Consider the following 18,902-nt stretch of genomic DNA (forward strand, 5'->3'; position numbering starts at 1 on the left):
AACGACCAGTCCATTGACCATCATCGGTGTGCCTGCCTTTAAAACATTCGGTTAACTGCTGATGCTGCGAATTGTAACAGCGTGTAACCGAATGGCGAGCCAACTGGCCAGCAGAACGGGCAAAAGCTGGTGGCTAACTCTGAAATTGTGAACGGTATCCCAGCGCTTTAGCAGGTGGGCATGGTTTGCAGTGCCAGTTTGCGACGTATGTAACGGCCGAGGATATCGACGCCAATGTTCAGCAAGGCCGTGATCAGTATCAGGATCATGGCGCGGTCAAACTGAATGTTCTGGATGGCGGAATCCACATAGAAGCCCAGGGTGTAGATACCCAGAATGCCCAGAATCGCGGTTTCCCGCATGATGATTTCCCATCGGTAGAACAGAAACGCCAGGAACGATCGATAAACCCGGGGCACCAGTTCCCAGCTGTAGCGGGCGAAACCCTGTGGGGCGTCCGGGCGCAGGTGGATGGTGTTGGTCTGGCGGCCAATCAGGTGCCCGATGATGCCGCCGTTGTGCAGCGCGAGGGCCACCACAGCCGGCAACATGGATGGGCCCCACAGCTGCAGCAGAATGTAAGCCAGGATGTATTCCGGGGTGGAACGGGCAATCACCAGAAACACGTGGCCGGAGGTGCGGCGCACCGGCCCGCCAAAGTGTTTCGAGATCAGCGGGAATGCCAGTAGAGACAATATCCCCGTGGCCACCAGGGCGATCTGGGTGAGCACTACCGTGTTCCATATCCCAGGCAGGGCCTCGCTGACCATCACATCGCCAAGCCAGCTGGAGAAAGCCGCCAGGCCTTCACCATTGCGTAACGGCGCCGGCACGATGTCTTCGGTAAAGAAACGCTCAACGTTACCCCAGACAATCGGAAAGCCCTCTCCCAGAAAGAATGGTGCAGCCAAGATATAGACAGGCAGTACCTTGGGCCGTACCCAGAGCGGCATGGTGGCGATCAGAACGTAGAACAGAATAAGCATTGCCCCGGCATCGGAATACATGCCCTGGGAGAACGATGTCTCCAGATAGAAGCCAAGAGTAGGCAGCCCGACAAACCCGAGGATAGCGGAAGACCGCAAACCGCATTCAAGGCGGTAGGCGGTGTAGGTGCGCAGCTGAACCCAGCAGTCCGGTATCCGGGCGTACAGGAACGCGGCAATGGCGTGGGTGCCTTTAGGCAGAAGTTGCGCCGGTTCCGGGTCAGACTCATCCAGGATTTCTGAATACACCTTGGCAAAGATGCCGGCGTAGGGGATGGCAATCGCCAACACACCGGTCAGCGGGTGAAAGCCAAAGAACTGAAGGAAGATCAGCGCCCAGAACAGTTCATGGATTGCACGGATGAACGCACAGAAAATCCGTACCGGCATGAAACGATACAACAGCGCCAGCAGGAAACCGAAGAAACTGCCAAGGGTGACGCCCACAAAACCAAAGGCAACCGTGCGTAGAAGAGCGGTTAACAGACCTTCGGTACTGAAGAAATTGGGGGTAACCACTCCCAGAAAGAATTGCCCCAGATCCCGCCAGGGGTTGGCGGTGGTAATGGCAATGTCGGCCACCAGCAGGCCTGCCACGGCGATGGCAAGAAACAGAAAACTGGCGCGAACGGTGGGATAGGAGAACATGGGGTGCCGGCGCTGCCTGTCAGTAAAGCGTCATGATATCAGACGCGTTCAGTTTGCTGGCCGGTTGGTCCAGTGCCACCTGGCCATCCTGAATACCCACGATCCGATTACAGTAGGCAAGGGCCATATCCACATCGTGGAGTGCAATCACGCTGGTATGGAAGCGCTCTGTCAACGCGTTCATAACCAGATGCGCCATAGGGCCGTCCAGGGCAGAGATGGGTTCGTCGGCCAGCAATATCGGGGCATGCCTGTACAGGGCCCTGGCAATGGCAACCCGCTGCCGCTGGCCACCAGACAGCGAGGCCGTGGGTGACCATTGCTTTTCAGCAATGCCCAGTTGATTCAGCAGGTCGCTGATGACGGCGCGGTCCTTGCGGAATGGCCGGAGCAGGGTAAGGGTGTTGTACCACAGCGGGTGTTGGTCCAGCTGGCCCATAAACACGTTGTGAAACACCGGCAGGGCGTTGACCAGCCCAAGCCCCTGGGGGACCAGCGAGGCGTCGCGGGTCAAACGTTCATACAGCAGTTTGATCAGCGTGGACTTGCCGGCACCGCTCTTGCCCACCAGGGCCACATGCTCACCATCGTTTACCTTCAGAGACAGCGGGCCTATCACCCGCTTGTCTCCAAAACTTGCCTTTAGCTGATCAAATGAAAAGCCTGACATCAATCGATGATTCCAATGTCTTTGGCAACGCTGCGAATGGGCTCATAATCATCGTTGGAGGCGGGAATAAAGCCTTCACGGGGGAAGCTCTCCAGCAGAGCGGGGTCGTCCAGGTCAAGCAGGGCCTGGCGAACCCTGTCCGTGAATCCTTCACCGAAACGGGCGTCAACGTCGCCACGGATGGTCCACTGGTAGTTGGGGAAGCCCGGGGTCTTCCAGATAATCCGGACGTCGTCTGTATTGATATTGCCGTCTTCCAGTTCCTTTTCCCAAACCTTGTAGTTGAGTGCGCCGACTTCATAGGTGCCGGACTCGACCAACCTCAATGTTCGGGTGTGGTTGCCGCTGTAACCGACGCGGCTGAACACTGATTCCGGCGCTTCGCCGAAACGCTGGCGGATGTGGTACTCGGGAATCAGGCGGCCGGAAGTCGAACCCTTGGAGCCAAACGTGAACGTTTTGCCGCGAACGCCCTCGGGCAATTCGTCACCGCGCTCAAGACCGGTGCTCTTGTGGGCGATGAAGTAGTTGTAAAACGCCTGGTCTTCAACGCCCTGGGCGAGTGCTTCTGAGCCGGGAACCAATGCACGGGCCTGAACACCCGACAACCCGCCAAACCAGGCCAGTTGTACCTGGTTATTGCGGAATGCAGAAATGGCGGCGGCGTAGGACTTAACCGGAATATAGCGTACATCTACCTCAAGTTGCTCCGACAGGTAATCTGCAATGCCGCGGAAGCGCTCTACGAGTTTGGTTTCGTCTTCATCGGGAATCGCGGTAAAGACAAACGTTTGTGCAGACACAGTGCTGGAGGCAAGCAGGATCAGGAAACCGGAAACAAGCCATTTCCGTATTTGCTTGGTGATCATAATCTTTCCTTCTAAAAGGGGGTGATGATGTTGCTGTGGATTGCGACCTGCAGAGGATAACGTGATTACGGTCAAGTCTGAACCGATATACGGTAGAACTCTTTACCTGGAGCATTCAGAGCGACAGAATTGTGCAAAATCTTCCTGGCAGGCCTATGAATATTAGCATTCTTACCCCGGCGGGGCCGGACTCAAAAGCGGGGAACCGCGCAACCGCCGTGCGATGGCAGCAGTTGCTGGAGCAGGCTGGCCATCAGGTAACGGTGATTACAGGTTATGATGGAGAGCCAACAGACCTGCTGATAGCCCTTCATGCCTGGCGAAGTGCCGACGCGATCCAACGGTTCCACACCGAATGGCCTGAAAAGCCACTGATCGTCGCCCTGACCGGCACCGACATCTATCATCACCAGTACCAATACCCGGAACCAACCCATGCCTCTATGGCAGCGGCATCGATATTGATTGGCCTGCATGATCTTGTTGCCCAGGACATTCCTGAAACCTTCCGACACAAGCTGCTTACCTTGCGGCAGTCCGCAGCCAAGCCTGCGGTTCGCGGTGGATCCCGGCCAGAGCCAGGTCAGTTCAATATCTGCGTGATCGGGCACCTGAGGGATGAGAAGGATTCCCTGCGTGCCGCTTGGGCCAGCCGGCTATTACCGGAGGAGTCGGCCATCATTGTGTCCTGTGCCGGAAAGCCTCACAACGATGAGTGGCGGGAACGGGCATTGAGCGAAAGCAAGGATAACCCCCGTTTCCACTGGTTGGAACAACTGGACAAAGCGCAGCTGGAAAATCTGATGGCCGTGAGCAGCCTGATGGTGATCAGTTCTGTGATGGAGGGTGGCGCTAACGTGGTGTCTGAAGCCTGCAGGGCAGGGTTGCCGATTCTGGCTTCGGATATTCCAGGTAACCGTGGCCTGCTGGGTGAGCACTACCCCGGGTATTATCCTGTCAAGGATGAGGCTGCCCTGGCCCGGTTGATGCGCAAGGCCGAAACCGAACCGGAATTTCTGGCACAACTGACTGACTGCGTTAAGGAGCTGGCAGAAACCTTCACTCCGGAGCGCGAACGCCAGAGCCTGGAACAGGCCGTGGCGCTGGCGCTCGCTGCGGTTAATCCCGCAGGGTGATGGGTTCTATCGGACCGTTTTCATCCTGGGCAAGTACCCGGCCGATAATCGCGGTGTGGGGATAGCCCAGGCCCTTGAGCTCCCTGACACAAGCTTCCGCCACCGCTGCGGGCACGCTGGCCAGAAGTCCTCCAGCGGTTTGCGGATCAAAGATCAGGGGATAGCGGGGGTGGTTAACCCAGTCTCCCTGGTCCCGGATACCCCGGCGCAGCCTTACGTTCGCCGGCTGCAGCGAGCTTAAAATCCCTGCTGCCACGGTTTCTTCCGCACCAGGCAGAATGGGGATAGCGGTCAGGTCCAGCTCGGCATCGACACCGGAAGGCCTGGTCATTTCCACCAGGTGCCCCAGCAGGCCAAAACCGGTGACATCGGTGCAGGCCCGTGCCCCGTGGCGCAGCAAGCACTCAGCAGCAGCTTTATTGGACTGGACCATGGAGGCCAGCGCGGCATCAATCCAGCGCCCCTTGGCAGCCAAACGGGCATGGGCGGCGAACAGGGTGCCAGTACCAATGGGTTTGGTCAGCAGCAATACATCACCAGCTCGAAGGCCGCCCTTGCTCATGACCTTGTCCGGATCGATCAGGCCATTCACCGCAAACCCGAGCGCAAGCTCCTTGCCTTCGCCGGTATGGCCGCCGACCAGTGCACAACCCGCCTCGTTAAGCACTTCCACCGCGCCAGACATCATCTGGAACACGGTATCTTCCACCTTTGATTCGATCCCGTACGGGACAGTCGCCACCGCAGTAGCGCTCTGGGCTTCTGCGCCCATGGCAAATACATCACCCAGGCTGTGATTGGCGGCTACCTTTCCGAAAATGTAAGGGTCATCAATGAACGCCCGGAAAAAGTCCACGGTATGGACCACCGCCTTACCCGGTGGCACTTTCAACACTGCAGCATCATCCGGTGCGTGCAGGCCGATGAGAATGTCGTCGCGCTCAATCGGGCGCAGCTCACCCAGTGCCCTGGACAGTACCGTGCTGCCAACCTTGGCGCCACAACCGCCGCAACGCATGGCAACGGCCGATATGGCCTGGGAGGCTTCTTCGGGATTCTGGGCGGCCGAGGTGTCTGGCAGTCTTGCGCTGTCTTCCATGGCCGGCAGGTCAGTGAATTTCTTCATGAACCGACGGTCAATCCAGTCTTTCCAGCGCCAAACCCAGGCGCCCGAAAACCCGTAATTGCCTTTGGAGGCGACGGCGAACTGGTCACCGGTGCTGATCAACGCCAGCCAGGTTTTCTGGGGATTGAACGGTCTGGGTGGTTTTCCCAGAGCCATGCGTTTGAGGTTATCCGCCAATGGCCGTCCCTGGCGCACCGCAAACACCCCGGCTTTTTCACGGGGGTGGTTCACCACGTTGGCGATGTCGCCGGCAACAAAAATGTGGTCGTCATTTGCTGTCTGCAGGGTGTCCCGGGCCCGGATAAACAGGCCGTCATCCAGTTCCAGGCCGGTGGATTCCAGCCAGGCCGGGCCGCCGGCACGGGTAACCCAAAGCACTTCGTCGGTTTGCAGTGTCTGGCCGGATTCGGTGGCCAGTAGCCCTGCGTCTACCCGGGAAACAGCATCGCCCAGATGCAGTTTTATGCCCCGGCGAACCAGTTTGTCCCGGAACACCGCACGGACCTTGGCATTATGGGTGGGCAGAATCTCGCTTGCGGCGTCGAACAGATGAAAGTGCAGTTGGTCCGGGTCTTTGCCCCGATTTGCAAGTTCATTGCGCAAGCGGAACTGCATGGCCAGGGTGAGTTCCACCCCGCCGGCACCGGCACCCACAACGGCGATGGTCATGGGGCCATCGTGGTTCTCGATGCGTGACAGCAGCGATAACCATCGGTTGTTGAACCCAGTAATGGGCTTGACCGGTACCGCATGTTCCGCAGCACCGCTGACCTCAGCAACCCGGGGAGAGGAACCAATGTTGATCGACAGGATATCGTAGGGAACGTTCGGGCGGCCTTTGCAGATGACGCGTTTTGCCGCACGATCAATGCCAGTCACTTCCGCACGGTAGAACCGGGCACCGGCATACTCTGCCAGCCGGCTCAGATCAATATGCACATCGTCATAGCTGTAATGCCCCGCCACGTAACCGGGAAGCATGCCGGAATAGGGGGTGTGGGTATCACGGCATATGAGCGTGAGCCGAACGCCGGGGACCGGATTCATGGCGAATCGCTTGAGGACCCCGACGTGGCTGTGCCCGCCACCTACCAGGACAATGTCCCGTAATACAGGTTGATCGGGTGTTTGCATCAGATGACTTTCTTGGCTTCTGCAGACAGCTCACTGAACCCTTTGATGCTCTTGAAGGCTTCCAGTTTCTGTTTATCGGCATCGCTCGGGTTGGCGATCTGGTCGATGGATGTAATGCCGGCATCTTTCATCTTCTTCGCCGTTGCCGGGCCAATACCCTTGATGCGGGTCAGATCAGACTTGTCCGCCGGCTTGGCGGTTTTGGCTGCTACCGGTTTCTTTGCTGCAGGCTTTTTGGCGGCGGCAGGCTTGGCCTTGCTGGCAGCCGGTTTTTTAACGGCAGGCTTCTTGGCCGCGGGCTTCGCACTCGTCGCCTTTTTAGCGGCAGTCGTAGCCTTCTTGGCGGTGGTGTCTGCAGCTTTCTTGACGTCTTTGCCAGATTCCTTGGCTGCAATACCCAGCTTGTCCAGCAATGAGCTCTGCAGTTCGTGGAATTCGTTCATCCGGCGTTCGAACTCTTCATTGAAGCGCTTCACTTCACGCTCACGGAGCTCGTCCATTTCCTTGAGCAGTTTACGAACCGGATCCTGAACCTGATGCTGCAGGTGGTCGAACTGCTTCAGGGCATCATTGATGAGTGTTTCAATCTGAGCCGTGGTTTTCTCGAACTCTTTGTTCACTTTTTTGACAATCTTATCAACACTGGGTTTGGCTTTCTTTGCCATAGGGCGTCTCCTTACAGAGGGGGATAGAACGATGGAACGGTGTATCAGGCCAATTGCCTCATTCCGTTGGTCGTATTCGAGCTTCGTCTGGATTTGAGGCTTTGCTTCTTCAGAAGCACTTCACGAATACGGCGTAGCTTGTCCGAAAGAGGGGAGTTATCTCCGGATTCAAGTTGAAAAAAATCAATAGAGTAGAAGAAGTTGCTACAGTGCTTTCTCTTTTCGGTAACCAGTCCGGTAACACCCTCGGCGCGGATCTCTTCAAATGGCATATCCATGATGAGGTCGAGTGTGATGGTGTCGCCGGGCTTGAACAGCTTGTCGGTTTTCATCACGCAGCCGTAGCTGTCTAGCTCATAAAGGCGAGCTTCCACGGTTTCTTTGCGAAACAGGCCGTGGCGTACGCGGAAACGGGCAACAAGATCCGGTAGTTCTTCGTTCATGAAATGCTTTCTCTGCCTCTGAGATCAGCCAGATTATTTGAGCATAAATTAAACAATAGACGGGCTATTTAATTTTGGCAATGCCATCAGCTGTCTACCGTAACCCTTTCATGGAATAGTTCAACATCCGCCCCCCGCAAAGGGGGCCAGATGCGGTCTTTATCTGGTTTTCAATTCGTACAGATCAACACGACGATCTTTCAGATTGGTGACTGAGCCTTCGTTACGTACCAATTTGAGTTTCTCCAGGTCCATATCCGAGAACATGATCATTTCGGTGTTCGGGGTGGTCTCCGCCATCACGGCATCGTGCGGGAATGCGAAGTCAGACGGTGAGAATACGGAGGATTGCGCGTATTGGACGTCCAGGTTCTCTACCTTGGGCAGGTTGCCGACACTGCCGGTAATCACCACATAACACTCGTTTTCGATGGCGCGGGCCTGGGCACAATGGCGAACCCGCAAGTAGCCGTTTTTGGTGTCGGTCCAGAAGGGTACACAGATGATGTCCACATCCTGGCTGGCAGCTACGCGCCCGAGCTCCGGAAATTCGATGTCGTAGCAGATCATAATGGCAACCCGGCCGGCATCTGTATCGAATACCTGGAACTTGCCGCCGCCCTCAATAACCCAGTCGCGGCGTTCATGGGGCGTGATGTGGATCTTGCGTTGCTCGTCCACGCGGCCATCCCGATGGCACAGGTACGACACGTTATAAACCCGGTCGTTCTCGATCAGCGGCATGGAGCCGGTGATAATGTTGATGTTGTAACTGACCGCCATTTCCGACATTTCATTGCGGAACTGCTCGGTAAACCCGGCAAGGAAACGAATGGCGCGGGTCTGGTCCATCTGGTCGGTCAGGCCCATCAGGGGTGCGTTGAAGAATTCCGGGAACAGGGCAAAGTCACTCTTGTAATCAGACAACGCATCCACGAAATACTCAACCTGCTTCAGCACTTCCTCCACTGAGGTGAATTCCCGCATCTGCCATTGCACGGCACCCAGGCGAACCTGGGTTTTCTTCACGTTCAGCACCGAGGAGGGCGGGGTATACAGGATGTTCCGCCATTCCAGCAGGGTGGCATAACCCAGCGACTTTTCATCTTCCGGAAGATACTTGTGCATCAAACGGGTTACCTGAAAATCGTTGGACAGCTGGAAGGTGAGAATCGGATCGTAGATCTCTTTGCGGTCGACGCGATGGATGTACTCTTCCGGCGTGTACTGTTCGGAATACTTGAAGTAATTGGGGATACGTCCCCCGGCGAGAATAGCCCGCAGGTTCATGGAACGGCAAAGTTCCTTGCGGGCTTCATAGAGCCGCCGGCCCAGGCGGTAGCCCCGGTACTCGGGATGAATAAATACATCCAGGCCATAGAGCGAATCGCCATTGGCGTTGTGCCAGATTTTCTCGTTACGGAGGATCAGGTCGTCGTAGGCGTGGGGGTTGCTGAAGCGCTCGTACTTAACGCATACGGTCAACGCAACGGCCACCAGGTGCCCGTTGTCTTCAATACAGATCTGACCGTCCGGGAACTGCTCAACCAACGCCTTGATGGTTTCCTTTGGCCATGCGCCACCGATATCGTCGTAAACCTCGTCCATCAGCTCCTGGAGCTGGCTGTAGTCTTCAAGCGTCAGGTTTCGCAGATTCAGGTGGAGCTCTTCATGGGCCATCTGGTGTATCTCCTTTGGTTTGGCAGCCTTGGTTGCCTGTAAGTCCATTCTAACAAAGAGTTCTAAAGACTTCGCTCAAATTGCCGTTAGTCAATTAATTCACATCTATAATTGATGAGAAGCTGATCGAAACAACCTCAGTCTTATCGGAGGGACTCCCCTTGCAATTCTCATTTTCTCAGAAACTGCTCGTTGCCGTAGGTGCTCTCATCATAATGCTGATGGCTGCGTTGACAGTGGCAACGGATATCAGGCTCAGATCAACGACGGATCGTTATGTTGACGCGCTTATGGCCGACGCGGTAGAGCAGAGTACGTCCAGTATTTCCGATTGGCTCAACACTCGCCTGGACATGGCTGAGGCGACGGCCAGCGCCCTTGAGGGCATCCGCACCGACAATATGGCCCGTACCCTGATGGAAGCAATGACGCGCGGCGGCAATATTATGGATGTCTATGCCGGCACCGAGGACGGCCGGATGCTAATGCGGAGCCCAGAGGTGGAAGCGACACTGCCACCTGACTACGACCCCCGCACCCGCCCCTGGTTCCAGGGAGCCCAGCGGTTAGGGCGTTCATCATTCACTGAGCCCTATCAGGATGCCAGCACTGGCGCGACCATTATCTCCGCCATGGCCCCGATCAAGTCCGGTTTATATAAAGGAGCAGCCGGCATGGATATCGGGCTTGGCACGATTGACCGAATGTTGTCGACGATCACCCTGGCCGATACCGGGTTCGCCGCACTGGTAAACGAGAAAGGCACTGTGCTCTTCTACCCGGACTCAGAGGTGGTCGGAAACAACATTTCGGACATTATCGGTCAGCGGCCCGCTCTTGATGGCAGCCAGCATACATTTGAGATGGACGGCGCCCGCTGGAGTGTCAGTTTTCATCCGATAGCCGATGCCCGGGCTGTGGAGTGGTACCTGGTGACGTTTGTTAACGAGGACCTGATCAACGCTCCGATTGTTGAGGCCCGGGTGGGCGGCCTTGTCATTGCCGCTGTGGGTTTGATAGTTGCCCTGGTGGCGCTGTATTTCGGAATACGATTGCTGATGGTGCCGGTGCGGCGCCTGAACAGTGCGATGTCCAGTATTGCTTCGGGTGACGCAGATCTTACCCGCCGACTGGACGATTCCGCTTCGGACGAGTTTGGCGCACTGGCGCAAAGTTTTAACCGATTTGTGGAGAATATTCAGCAGGTTGTCCGGGAAGTCAAAGAGGGTAGTGATGACCTGGATGAGAATGTGACCGCCTTGCGCAACACCTCCAGTACCAGCCGTTCGAGCGTTGAGAGCCAGCAGAGCGAGATTGACATGATTGCTACGGCCATCAACGAAATGTCTGCTGCTGCCGGGGAGATTGCCCAGAACGCACAGCAAACAGCGGAAGCGGCTGAGAATGCCGATCAGGAGAGTCGCGAGTCGTTGCTGACGGTGACTGCGTCGAGGGATGCGGTGCAAAAGCTTTCCAATGAGGTTAATGCAGCTGCTGAAGTCATCGACACGCTGGGTAAGGATGTGTCGTCCATCACCACGGTGCTGGAGGTTATTCAGGGCATAGCAGAACAGACCAACCTGCTGGCACTGAACGCCGCAATCGAGGCCGCAAGGGCAGGGGAAGCAGGGCGTGGCTTTGCGGTGGTGGCAGACGAAGTACGCAACCTGGCCCAGAGGACCCAGTCTTCCACTGAGGAAATCAATAACATGATCGAGCGTCTGCAGAAAGGCGCCGGCGATGCGGTGGAAGTGATGAAGGCGTCAACGGCGGTGTCTAACGTCAGTATGGAAAAAGCCCAGGACGCCATGGAATCCCTGAACCGGATTGCCGAGGCCATCACCGCCATCAGCCAGATGACGTCTCAGATTGCCACAGCGTCTGAGGAGCAAACCTCGGTTACCGAAGAGCTGAATGCCTCCATCACCCGGATTGCGGACCAGGGCCAGGAAGCAGCCAAAGCCGCCAGTGAAAACGATGTGTACAGCGGGCACATTGAAACCATTGGCAGAACATTGAATGAAAAAGTGACCCGCTTCCGCGTATAGCGGAGGCTGGCCATGGACGGCCAGCGGGTCATAACCATTCAATCAGGTGAGGCAATCTGGCTCAGATAATCGAGCCGGCGACGCAGGTTTTCCAAAGTGTGCCGCCCCACATACATGGATTCCTCGCTGAGGTACGGGTTCTCCAGGGTTATCACTTTGCGCTGCTCAAGTCCAAGCTCTGTCACTGCGCGACCGAACCATCGCTTCAGGTAAACTGCAAAACTGCCATCTTTGATGGCGCGTTCTATTCCCAGCTGTAACCGATGGGCGGCCTCCTGATCATTTGGAGCGACAAAAAGATAGGATGGCATGTGGTAGGCGAACAGAATGTTGGGTTCGATGACCAGATCGTCTGCCCGATTGTGTTCAAGGTCAAACAATACTTCACCAACGCCACGGGCAAAGCATTCAAAACGTTCATTGCGCAGCATACCAAACAGGATTTCATAGCGGGTGTGGGTAACCACCTGCAGGCCGTTGGCCTCGAGAATCGGCGTGTCTGGCCAGTGAGAGCCCTGGCCAATCCGGATTTTTCTTGAAGTCAGGTCATCTATGTTCTGGATGCCCTCGAACTGGGGCAGGTGCTTTGGTAACACCAGACACACCCGAAAGCCCAGCAAGCCGCCGTCTACCGGCAAGGGAATAGGATTGAGAAATTCCTCCCGTTCAGCGGTGGTCGCAACATTGGCAATATCCACCAGCCGGTTATTATTGTTGGCCAACTCTCGCAGTACCCGGCCCTGGCTCAGCTCCTCACTGCGCACGACCGTGAAGTCGCCGTATTCCGACGTTTTGGCCAGTGCCAGTTCCACCAGTGACCGGATGGCCGGGTTATCGTAATTCCGGTACCAAAGAATAAAGGTGCGCTTGTCATCCGGTTCGACCGACATGGCTGGAGCGGGCAAGGACAAACACAGGGCCAGAAGAAACCCCGGTAGATAACGATGAATGAAACGATTTCGTGCAACCAATGCCTTGTTCCTTAAGTGGCGCGCCCCCTAACTGTAGAACAGAATCTGTTACTGAAACCGGATAACTTTCAAAAATACTGTAAAAGATTCTTGAAGCACGCGCGTTCGGCTGTAATGATCCCGAAAAACCATTCTCTGGAGCCCTGAATATGGCACTCATTGATACACTTATCGGCACCGCTGGCCAGTGGGTAACCGCGAGCGACCCGAAAGCCACGCTTCTGCAGCCTGTTGCATGGCTTAAGAAAACCGGCAGCTATGCCACTGTTAACCGCCTGATTGGACTCGCCATTCCCTTTGCACCGCGAAACGGCTTCAGTGTCGAAGAGATGCGCCCCGGTTATGTTCGGGCGAAAATAAAGCTCAAGGGCAACAAGAATCATTTTGGCAGCCTGTACGCCGGTGCCTATTTCCTGGTGGCGGAAATTCCCGGTGGCGTACTGTCGCTGTTTGACTTGGGGCCTGCCTATACGCCGATCCTCAAGGAGATGACCCTCGAGTTCCTGCAGCCGGCCAATTCGGATGTCACGGTAGAGTTTTCACTGGCGCCGGAAGCGGTTGCCGCCATTCTGGCGGACGCCGATGCCACCGGCCGGGCGAAGTTCACCCTGGAAGGCAAGCTGAAAGACAAAGAGGGCAACCACGTGGCCACCTCGCTGGCCCATTACCGGGTGCGCAAGAAGGGTTTCAAGCCTCAGGACTGAGCAATTTCCCGCAGGGTTTGCAGGAAGACCTCGCCATATTTCTCCAGCTTGGCGGCCCCTACGCCGCTGACCTCTGCCAGTTGCTCCAGGGTTTCCGGGCGGCGTTCCAGCATATCGAACAGGGTGGTGTCGTGGAAAATCACGTAAGGCGGCACGCCCTGTTTATCTGCCAGTTCCTTCCGGCACGCCCGTAACGCATCCCAACCGGCCTGGTCGGTAATCTGCTCACGTATTGCCGGGCCCGAGCGTTTACCGGCAGATCTGGACGATGAGGATTTTTTGGCCACCGGGTCTTTGCGTAACTCGATAGCCTGTTCACCCTTCAGCAGCGGGCGGCACTGCTCCGTGAGCTGTAAGGCGCCATAGCCCTCCGGATCTGCCCGCAGGTAGCCGTTGGCAACCAGCTGGCGGAACACCGATTTCCACTCGTTTGCGGATAACTCGGTACCAATACCATAGGTGGAAATGGCCTGGTGTCCAGATTGAAGAATACGTTCGTTCTCGGAGCCGCGCAGCACGTCAATCAGGTAGTTAACGCCAAAGCGCTGCCCGGTACGATACACACAGGACAGCGCCTTTTGCACGGCCACCGTGCCATCCCAGGTCTCAGGGGGGGTGAGGCAGGTATCGCAATTACCACAGGGCTGCTCCAGTTCATCACCAAAATAACGCAACAGTACCTGGCGGCGGCAGCGGGTAACTTCGCAGAGGCCAAGCATGGCATCGAGCTTCTGGCGTTCTACCCGTTTAAACTGGTCGTTGCCCTGCGATGCCTCAAGCATCTGTCTCAACTTAATGACATCCTGCAGGCCGTAAACCATCCAGGCGGTGGACGGCTTGCCGTCCCGGCCAGCCCGGCCGGTTTCCTGGTAATAGGCCTCGAGGCTTTTGGGTAAATCCAGGTGGGCGACAAACCGAACGTCTGGTTTATCAATGCCCATCCCGAAAGCAATGGTCGCCACGATGATAACGCCGTCCTCGCGCAGGAACCGTTCCTGATGGCGTGCCCGGGCTGTGGCATCCAGCCCAGCGTGGTAAGGCAGGGCAGTGTAGCCTTTGTCCGCCAGCATCCTGGCGGTGGCGTCGACTTTGTTGCGGGACAGGCAATAGACAATCCCGCAATCACCTTCATGTTCTGCTTTAATAAAATCCAACAACTGCTTGTTTGCATTTGTTTTTGGAGTGATACGATACTGAATATTTGGGCGATCAAAACCGCTGACAAAGTGCCGGGCAGTGGTCAGGGACAGGCGCTCGGCAATCTCTTTACGGGTTCGCTCATCCGCCGTTGCCGTCAGGGCTATCCGTGGGATACCCGGGAACTCCTGGGCGAGCATGCTTAACTGAAGGTAGTCGGAACGGAAGTCATGGCCCCACTGGGATACACAGTGGGCTTCGTCAATGGCAAATAACGATAACGACGCGTTGTGCAGCAGGTCGATGGTGCGCGGCTGTATCAGCCTTTCCGGTGCGCAGTAGAGCAAATCAAGCTCGCCGGTCATCAATGCGTATTCGGTTGCTCGGGCCTGCTCATAATCCATGGTGGAGTTGAGGAATGCCGCTCTCACACCGAGTTCCCGCAACGCAGCCACCTGATCCTGCATCAGCGCGATCAGGGGCGAAATAACAATGGCCGTGCCGGGGCGGACCAGCGCGGGCACCTGGTAACAGAGCGATTTACCACCGCCGGTGGGCATCAGAACCAGGGCATCGCCACCATTTACAACTTCCTGAACAATCTCTCCCTGTAGCAGGCGGAAACTCTCGTACCCGAAAACCTCATGCAGTACCTGCTCCGGGCTGCGGTTAGCGGAGGAAGGCGGTTCGCGGGTCAGTTGCTCGAAGTCCTGGTCCGGATACATGGTGGTTGTCAGCCTTTGGGCGGGTGAAGTTCGGGGCGAAATGATACCAGATACTGCCGCTGGAGTGGTCAATACACCTTTTGGGATGGAGGCAAAGCGACAAGAGAAAGGATACAATAGCGCCCCTTCAGAGACTGTGATTAACCATTTCGAAAAACAACAGGGCATGCATGCAGGAATTTGACGCGATCCGACCTTATTCGGATGAAGAAACCGCCCCCGCGATTCAACGCCTGGTTAACGACCCGGATTTCCTGGACATGGTTGGCCGGTTCAAATCACCGGTTGCGGCCAAGTGGGCGCCGGCCCTGCTGAGAATGTTTGTGAAGCGCTGGCTGGTTCGGAATTTCGGCCACTACCATCGGGTGGATGACTTGCAGGCCGGCTTGTCCGGCTATGTTGGCGACCTGGTTGAAAGTACCACGTCCAGGGTGACTCATAGCGGCCTGGAAAATCTGAGCAAGAACTCTGCGCACCTGTTTATCTCCAACCATCGGGATATTGTGTTTGACCCGATGGTGGTGAACTATCTGCTGTTCCAGAACGGCTTTCACACCACCCGTATTGCCATCGGGGACAACCTGCTGGCAAACCGGGTATTCGCGGAGATGATGCGGCTGAACAAGAGTTTCGTGGTGCGCCGCAACATGACCAGCCCCCGGGAAATGCGGGACGCCTACCTGACCCTCTCCGGGTTCATCAATCACAGCATTGATACCAACCACAGCATCTGGATTGCCCAGCGCGAAGGCCGCGCCAAAGACGGCATTGATGTGACAGACCCGGCCATCATCAAGATGCTCTACATGAGCCGAAAGAAATCCGGGCTGGAGTTTGACGAGGCCATGAACCGGCTGCACATCGTGCCGGTTTCCATCGCCTATGAATACGACCCCTGCGATGCGGACAAAGCCCGGGAACTGGAGGTAAGGGCCAGAACGGGCAATTACCAGAAAGCAGAAGGCGAAGATACAAATCAGATCATGAGAGGCCTGACCGGATACAAGGGGCACGTTCATGTGCATTTCGGCGCGCCGATCGCCGATGCGGAAGATAACCCGAAGGCCCTGGCGTCGCGGATTGATCATGAAATGCATGCCAATTATCACCTGCATGCGTCCAACCTGGTGGCCTACCAGATGCGGGGTGTTCACCCGGAAGCTCACGAGACACCGGGCAGTGTGAGCGAGAGTGTTGTGACGGCGGAAACCTGGTCACCGGCAGACCTGGAAGCCGCCAAGGCAGAAATGGAGCGGCGGCTGGAGGCCTGCGATGCGGCCATTCGCCCGTATCTGCTCGACATGTACGCCAACCCGGTGGTGAACGCCCTCGCCGCAAACAACATCGGCGAGGCGGTTCTGTCGCCGGCTGAGTAAGTCAGGCCCAGAGCATGGCGCCCATCTCCAGTGGATGGGTGAGTGCGTCATGGTATGGGTACATTCGCACTCGGAGCGTTTGCAGCCCAGGGTAGGGCGGTTGCACCTGGGTTTTGAACAGGGTCTGTCCATCTTTTTCGCCATCCGGTTCCAGAAAAAACCGATCTGGCCCGGGTTCTGCGTGAGTACCCGCACATTCCGGCGTCACCAGACATTCAACCCGAACATCGCTGGGAGCCAGGCCATTCAGGCTAACGCCAATGCTCAGTTCCACGGATTCATCCCAGGCACATTGGTCGTCCACGCAACCCCGAACGTGAATCGACACACCATCCCAGGCGGCCCTGACTCGTGCCTTCCACTCTGCCAGCTCGGTGGCCAGGTTAAAGCCATCGGCAGTCAGGCGTTTACCTTGCGCTGTGGCGGGCTGGTAATAGTTGCGAACGTAGTCCATTACCATGCGCTGGGCGTTGAATCTCGGCGTAATGGTCTTCATGGAGGCTTTTGAGCGGGTTACCCAACCCTTGGAGTAGCCCTGTGACGCACGGTTGTAGTAGAGCGGGATGATGTCCTGTTCCAGCAGATCGAGCAGGTCCCTGGCCTCTTCCCGATTGCGAAACTCCGGGTCCAGCCCGGTATCCCTTGGGGTAATCGCCCAGCCGTTGGTTTTGTCATAACCTTCTCCCCACCAGCCGTCCAGAACACTGAGGTTGAGGGCACCATTAAGCGCGGCTTTTTCTCCGGACGTACCGCTGGCCTCTTTCGGGTACTCGGGCGTGTTCAACCAGACATCCACGCCGCTGAGCAGTCGTCGGGCCATGGCTTGGTCATAGTTTTCGAGCAGGATGATGTGGCCCATCAGGGAGGGCTGCATGGATAACCCATGGATGACCTTGATCAGTTGCTGGCCGGGTTGGTCCTGGGGATGGGCCTTGCCCGCGAACACAAGCACCACGGGGTGATCTGGATTGGTCAGCAGTCGTTCCAGCCTGGCCAGGTCGGAGAAGATCAGGGTGGCCCGTTTGTAGGTGGCGAAGCGCCTGGCAAAGCCGATAACCAGGGCGTCTTTTTCAGGCGAGGCCAGCTGCCGGGCCATGCGCTCGGTTACCGAATGCCCGGTGCCGTTTCGTTTGTGCTGGCGCTTGAGCCGACGCACGGTGTATTCGGCCATCTGTTGTTTAAGCGCCTTGTGAACGCTCCAGTAGTGATAGTCCGGAATCTTGTCGATGAAGTGCCAGAAGTCCGGGTTCAGCAACTCGCTCTTCCAGGTTGGGGCGTGCATGTCGAACAGACTCGCCCACTCCGGTGCCAGGAAGGTTGGTACATGCACGCCATTGGTGATGTACTGGATCGGGTTGTCCCTGGCTGGCACCTGGGGCCAGATATCTCCCTCCATGTGCGAGGCCACTCCGCCGTGGATACGGCTGACGCCGTTGTGGAAGCGTGAGCCGCGCAGCCCGAGACTGGTCATGTTGAAGCTGTCGTCGCCATTTTTTGAGCCCAGCGCAAACACTTCGGCAAAGTCCAGCCCTGACTCCTCTACATAGGCCCCAAGATGATGGGCGATCAGATCCCGCGGGAAAATGTCGTGGCCAGCCGGTACGGGTGTGTGGGTGGTGAACAGGGTTGAACCTGCAACGGCTTCCAACGCCGCACTGAATGGCAGACCTTCCGCCATGGCCATGCGGCACCGTTCAAGAATCTGGAACGCGGCGTGGCCTTCGTTGATGTGCCAGGTTGTCGGCTTGATCCCGAGTTCAGATAGCACCCGCACGCCACCGATCCCGAGCAGCATCTCCTGACTTACGCGTGTGCTGAAGTCGCCACCGTAAAGCTGCAGCGTCAGCGCCTGGTCGTCTGCGTTGTTTTCCGGCGTGTTGGAATCCAGCAGGTACAGGCGAATATGCCCGACCCTTGCCATCCAGACTTTGGCGTGGACATCGCGGCCAGGAAAGGGCACGGACACTGTCAGTTGTTTTCCGTCTCGTTCCACCGGGGTAATGGGCAATTCATCACTGGAGTGGCTCTGATAGCGCGCGATTTGCTGACCCTGGGCATCAATGGTCTGGATGAAGTAACCCTGCTGATACAGCAACCCAACGGCCACGAACGGCAGGCCCAGATCGCTGGCGGCCTTGCAGTGATCGCCGGCCAGAATGCCAAGGCCGCCGGAATAGATGGGAAAGCTTTCATGGAAGCCAAACTCTGCACAGAAGTAGGCCACCAGGCTGGTCTTTGGGTCGAGTGACTCCAGAACACCGGCCCCGGGCTCGGATTCAAGGTAGGCATCGTAACTGGACAGTACCCGGCGGTATTCCGCCATGAAGGCGCGATCTTCTGATGCCTCATTCAGCCGGGTCTGGGACACCCGGCGCAGGAACAGTTTCGGGTTGTGCTCAACCTTTTGCCACAATCGAAGATCGATGCGGGCGAAGAGGCTTCGTACCCCATGATCCCAGCTATAGAACAAATCGTTAGCCAGAACCTCAAGCCCTTCAATAGCCTCCGGAATATGGGGGCGGGCTTCCAGCCGGAACTCCGTTGCCTTGTGCATGATCATGACCTCCTTGCGGCCACTGGCACT

At 56.8% G+C, this 18,902-nt stretch carries 14 protein-coding genes; 4 read left to right on the forward strand and 10 right to left on the reverse strand.

Features of this window, described 5'->3' with window-relative positions:
* Window positions 1-167: 167 nt before the first annotated feature.
* Genes RVM24_RS05520 through RVM24_RS05530 form a run of 3 tightly spaced genes read right to left on the reverse strand, consistent with a single transcriptional unit; the run spans window position 168 to window position 3,173 of the window.
* A complete protein-coding gene (locus RVM24_RS05520) occupies window positions 168-1,634 on the reverse strand; it encodes a PhnE/PtxC family ABC transporter permease (RefSeq protein WP_138436199.1) in 1,467 nt (488 codons plus the stop codon).
* Between the two features lie 19 nt (window positions 1,635-1,653).
* Window positions 1,654-2,304 carry an ATP-binding cassette domain-containing protein gene (locus tag RVM24_RS05525; protein WP_061332906.1) on the reverse strand — a complete coding sequence of 217 codons (651 nt, stop codon included), beginning with the start codon at window positions 2,302-2,304 and terminating at the stop codon, window positions 1,654-1,656.
* On the reverse strand, window positions 2,304-3,173 hold the full coding sequence (locus tag RVM24_RS05530; protein WP_106695758.1) for a putative selenate ABC transporter substrate-binding protein: 870 nt from the start codon (window positions 3,171-3,173) through the stop codon (window positions 2,304-2,306). Before RVM24_RS05530 ends, RVM24_RS05525 begins: the two co-directional genes overlap by 1 nt.
* A gap of 155 nt (window positions 3,174-3,328) precedes the next feature.
* Here RVM24_RS05530 and senB point away from each other — a divergent pair, with 155 nt between their 5' ends.
* Window positions 3,329-4,309, forward strand: a complete 981-nt coding sequence (gene senB / locus RVM24_RS05535) for a selenoneine biosynthesis selenosugar synthase SenB (RefSeq protein WP_286249730.1) — start codon at window positions 3,329-3,331, stop codon at window positions 4,307-4,309.
* On the opposite strand, the gene selD is transcribed toward senB, so the two are convergent.
* From selD to RVM24_RS05555, 4 genes are all read right to left on the reverse strand, one after another.
* Entirely contained in the window at window positions 4,293-6,569 is a 2,277-nt protein-coding gene (gene selD / locus RVM24_RS05540; RefSeq protein WP_342632469.1) for a selenide, water dikinase SelD, read from the reverse strand. The genes senB and selD overlap by 17 nt on opposite strands.
* Window positions 6,569-7,234: a helix-hairpin-helix domain-containing protein gene (locus tag RVM24_RS05545; protein ID WP_061332910.1), complete on the reverse strand. Its 666-nt coding sequence runs from the start codon at window positions 7,232-7,234 to the stop codon at window positions 6,569-6,571. Before RVM24_RS05545 ends, selD begins: the two co-directional genes overlap by 1 nt.
* A 44-nt stretch (window positions 7,235-7,278) precedes the next feature.
* A complete protein-coding gene (locus RVM24_RS05550; RefSeq protein ID WP_061332911.1) occupies window positions 7,279-7,677 on the reverse strand; it encodes a hypothetical protein in 399 nt (132 codons plus the stop codon).
* 159 nt (window positions 7,678-7,836) lie between these two features.
* Window positions 7,837-9,357, reverse strand: a complete 1,521-nt coding sequence (locus RVM24_RS05555) for a GNAT family N-acetyltransferase (protein ID WP_431475075.1) — start codon at window positions 9,355-9,357, stop codon at window positions 7,837-7,839.
* A gap of 221 nt (window positions 9,358-9,578) precedes the next feature.
* Here RVM24_RS05555 and RVM24_RS05560 point away from each other — a divergent pair, with 221 nt between their 5' ends.
* The gene (locus RVM24_RS05560; RefSeq protein ID WP_244178317.1) at window positions 9,579-11,405 is read left to right on the forward strand and encodes a methyl-accepting chemotaxis protein; all 1,827 of its coding nucleotides are present in this window, start codon (window positions 9,579-9,581) and stop codon (window positions 11,403-11,405) included.
* A gap of 38 nt (window positions 11,406-11,443) precedes the next feature.
* On the opposite strand, the gene RVM24_RS05565 is transcribed toward RVM24_RS05560, so the two are convergent.
* The gene (locus tag RVM24_RS05565) at window positions 11,444-12,376 is read right to left on the reverse strand and encodes a hypothetical protein (protein ID WP_420193941.1); all 933 of its coding nucleotides are present in this window, start codon (window positions 12,374-12,376) and stop codon (window positions 11,444-11,446) included.
* A gap of 149 nt (window positions 12,377-12,525) precedes the next feature.
* Between RVM24_RS05565 and RVM24_RS05570 the strand changes: the two genes are divergently transcribed.
* Window positions 12,526-13,080, forward strand: a complete 555-nt coding sequence (locus tag RVM24_RS05570) for a PaaI family thioesterase (protein ID WP_061332915.1) — start codon at window positions 12,526-12,528, stop codon at window positions 13,078-13,080.
* Here RVM24_RS05570 and recQ read toward each other — a convergent pair.
* Window positions 13,071-14,942 (reverse strand): DNA helicase RecQ, encoded by a 1,872-nt coding sequence (gene recQ, locus RVM24_RS05575; RefSeq protein WP_138437443.1) that lies wholly within the window; start codon window positions 14,940-14,942, stop codon window positions 13,071-13,073. The genes RVM24_RS05570 and recQ overlap by 10 nt on opposite strands.
* A gap of 170 nt (window positions 14,943-15,112) precedes the next feature.
* Here recQ and RVM24_RS05580 point away from each other — a divergent pair, with 170 nt between their 5' ends.
* Entirely contained in the window at window positions 15,113-16,318 is a 1,206-nt protein-coding gene (locus tag RVM24_RS05580) for a 1-acyl-sn-glycerol-3-phosphate acyltransferase (protein WP_431475076.1), read from the forward strand.
* Between the two features lies 1 nt (window position 16,319).
* On the opposite strand, the gene glgP is transcribed toward RVM24_RS05580, so the two are convergent.
* Window positions 16,320-18,872 (reverse strand): alpha-glucan family phosphorylase, encoded by a 2,553-nt coding sequence (glgP, locus tag RVM24_RS05585; RefSeq protein WP_431475077.1) that lies wholly within the window; start codon window positions 18,870-18,872, stop codon window positions 16,320-16,322.
* Window positions 18,873-18,902 lie beyond the last annotated feature (30 nt).

Origin of the sequence: Marinobacter sp. KM021 (assembly GCF_050707965.1) — a bacterium.
Classification (GTDB): Bacteria; Pseudomonadota; Gammaproteobacteria; order Pseudomonadales; family Oleiphilaceae; genus Marinobacter; species Marinobacter shengliensis.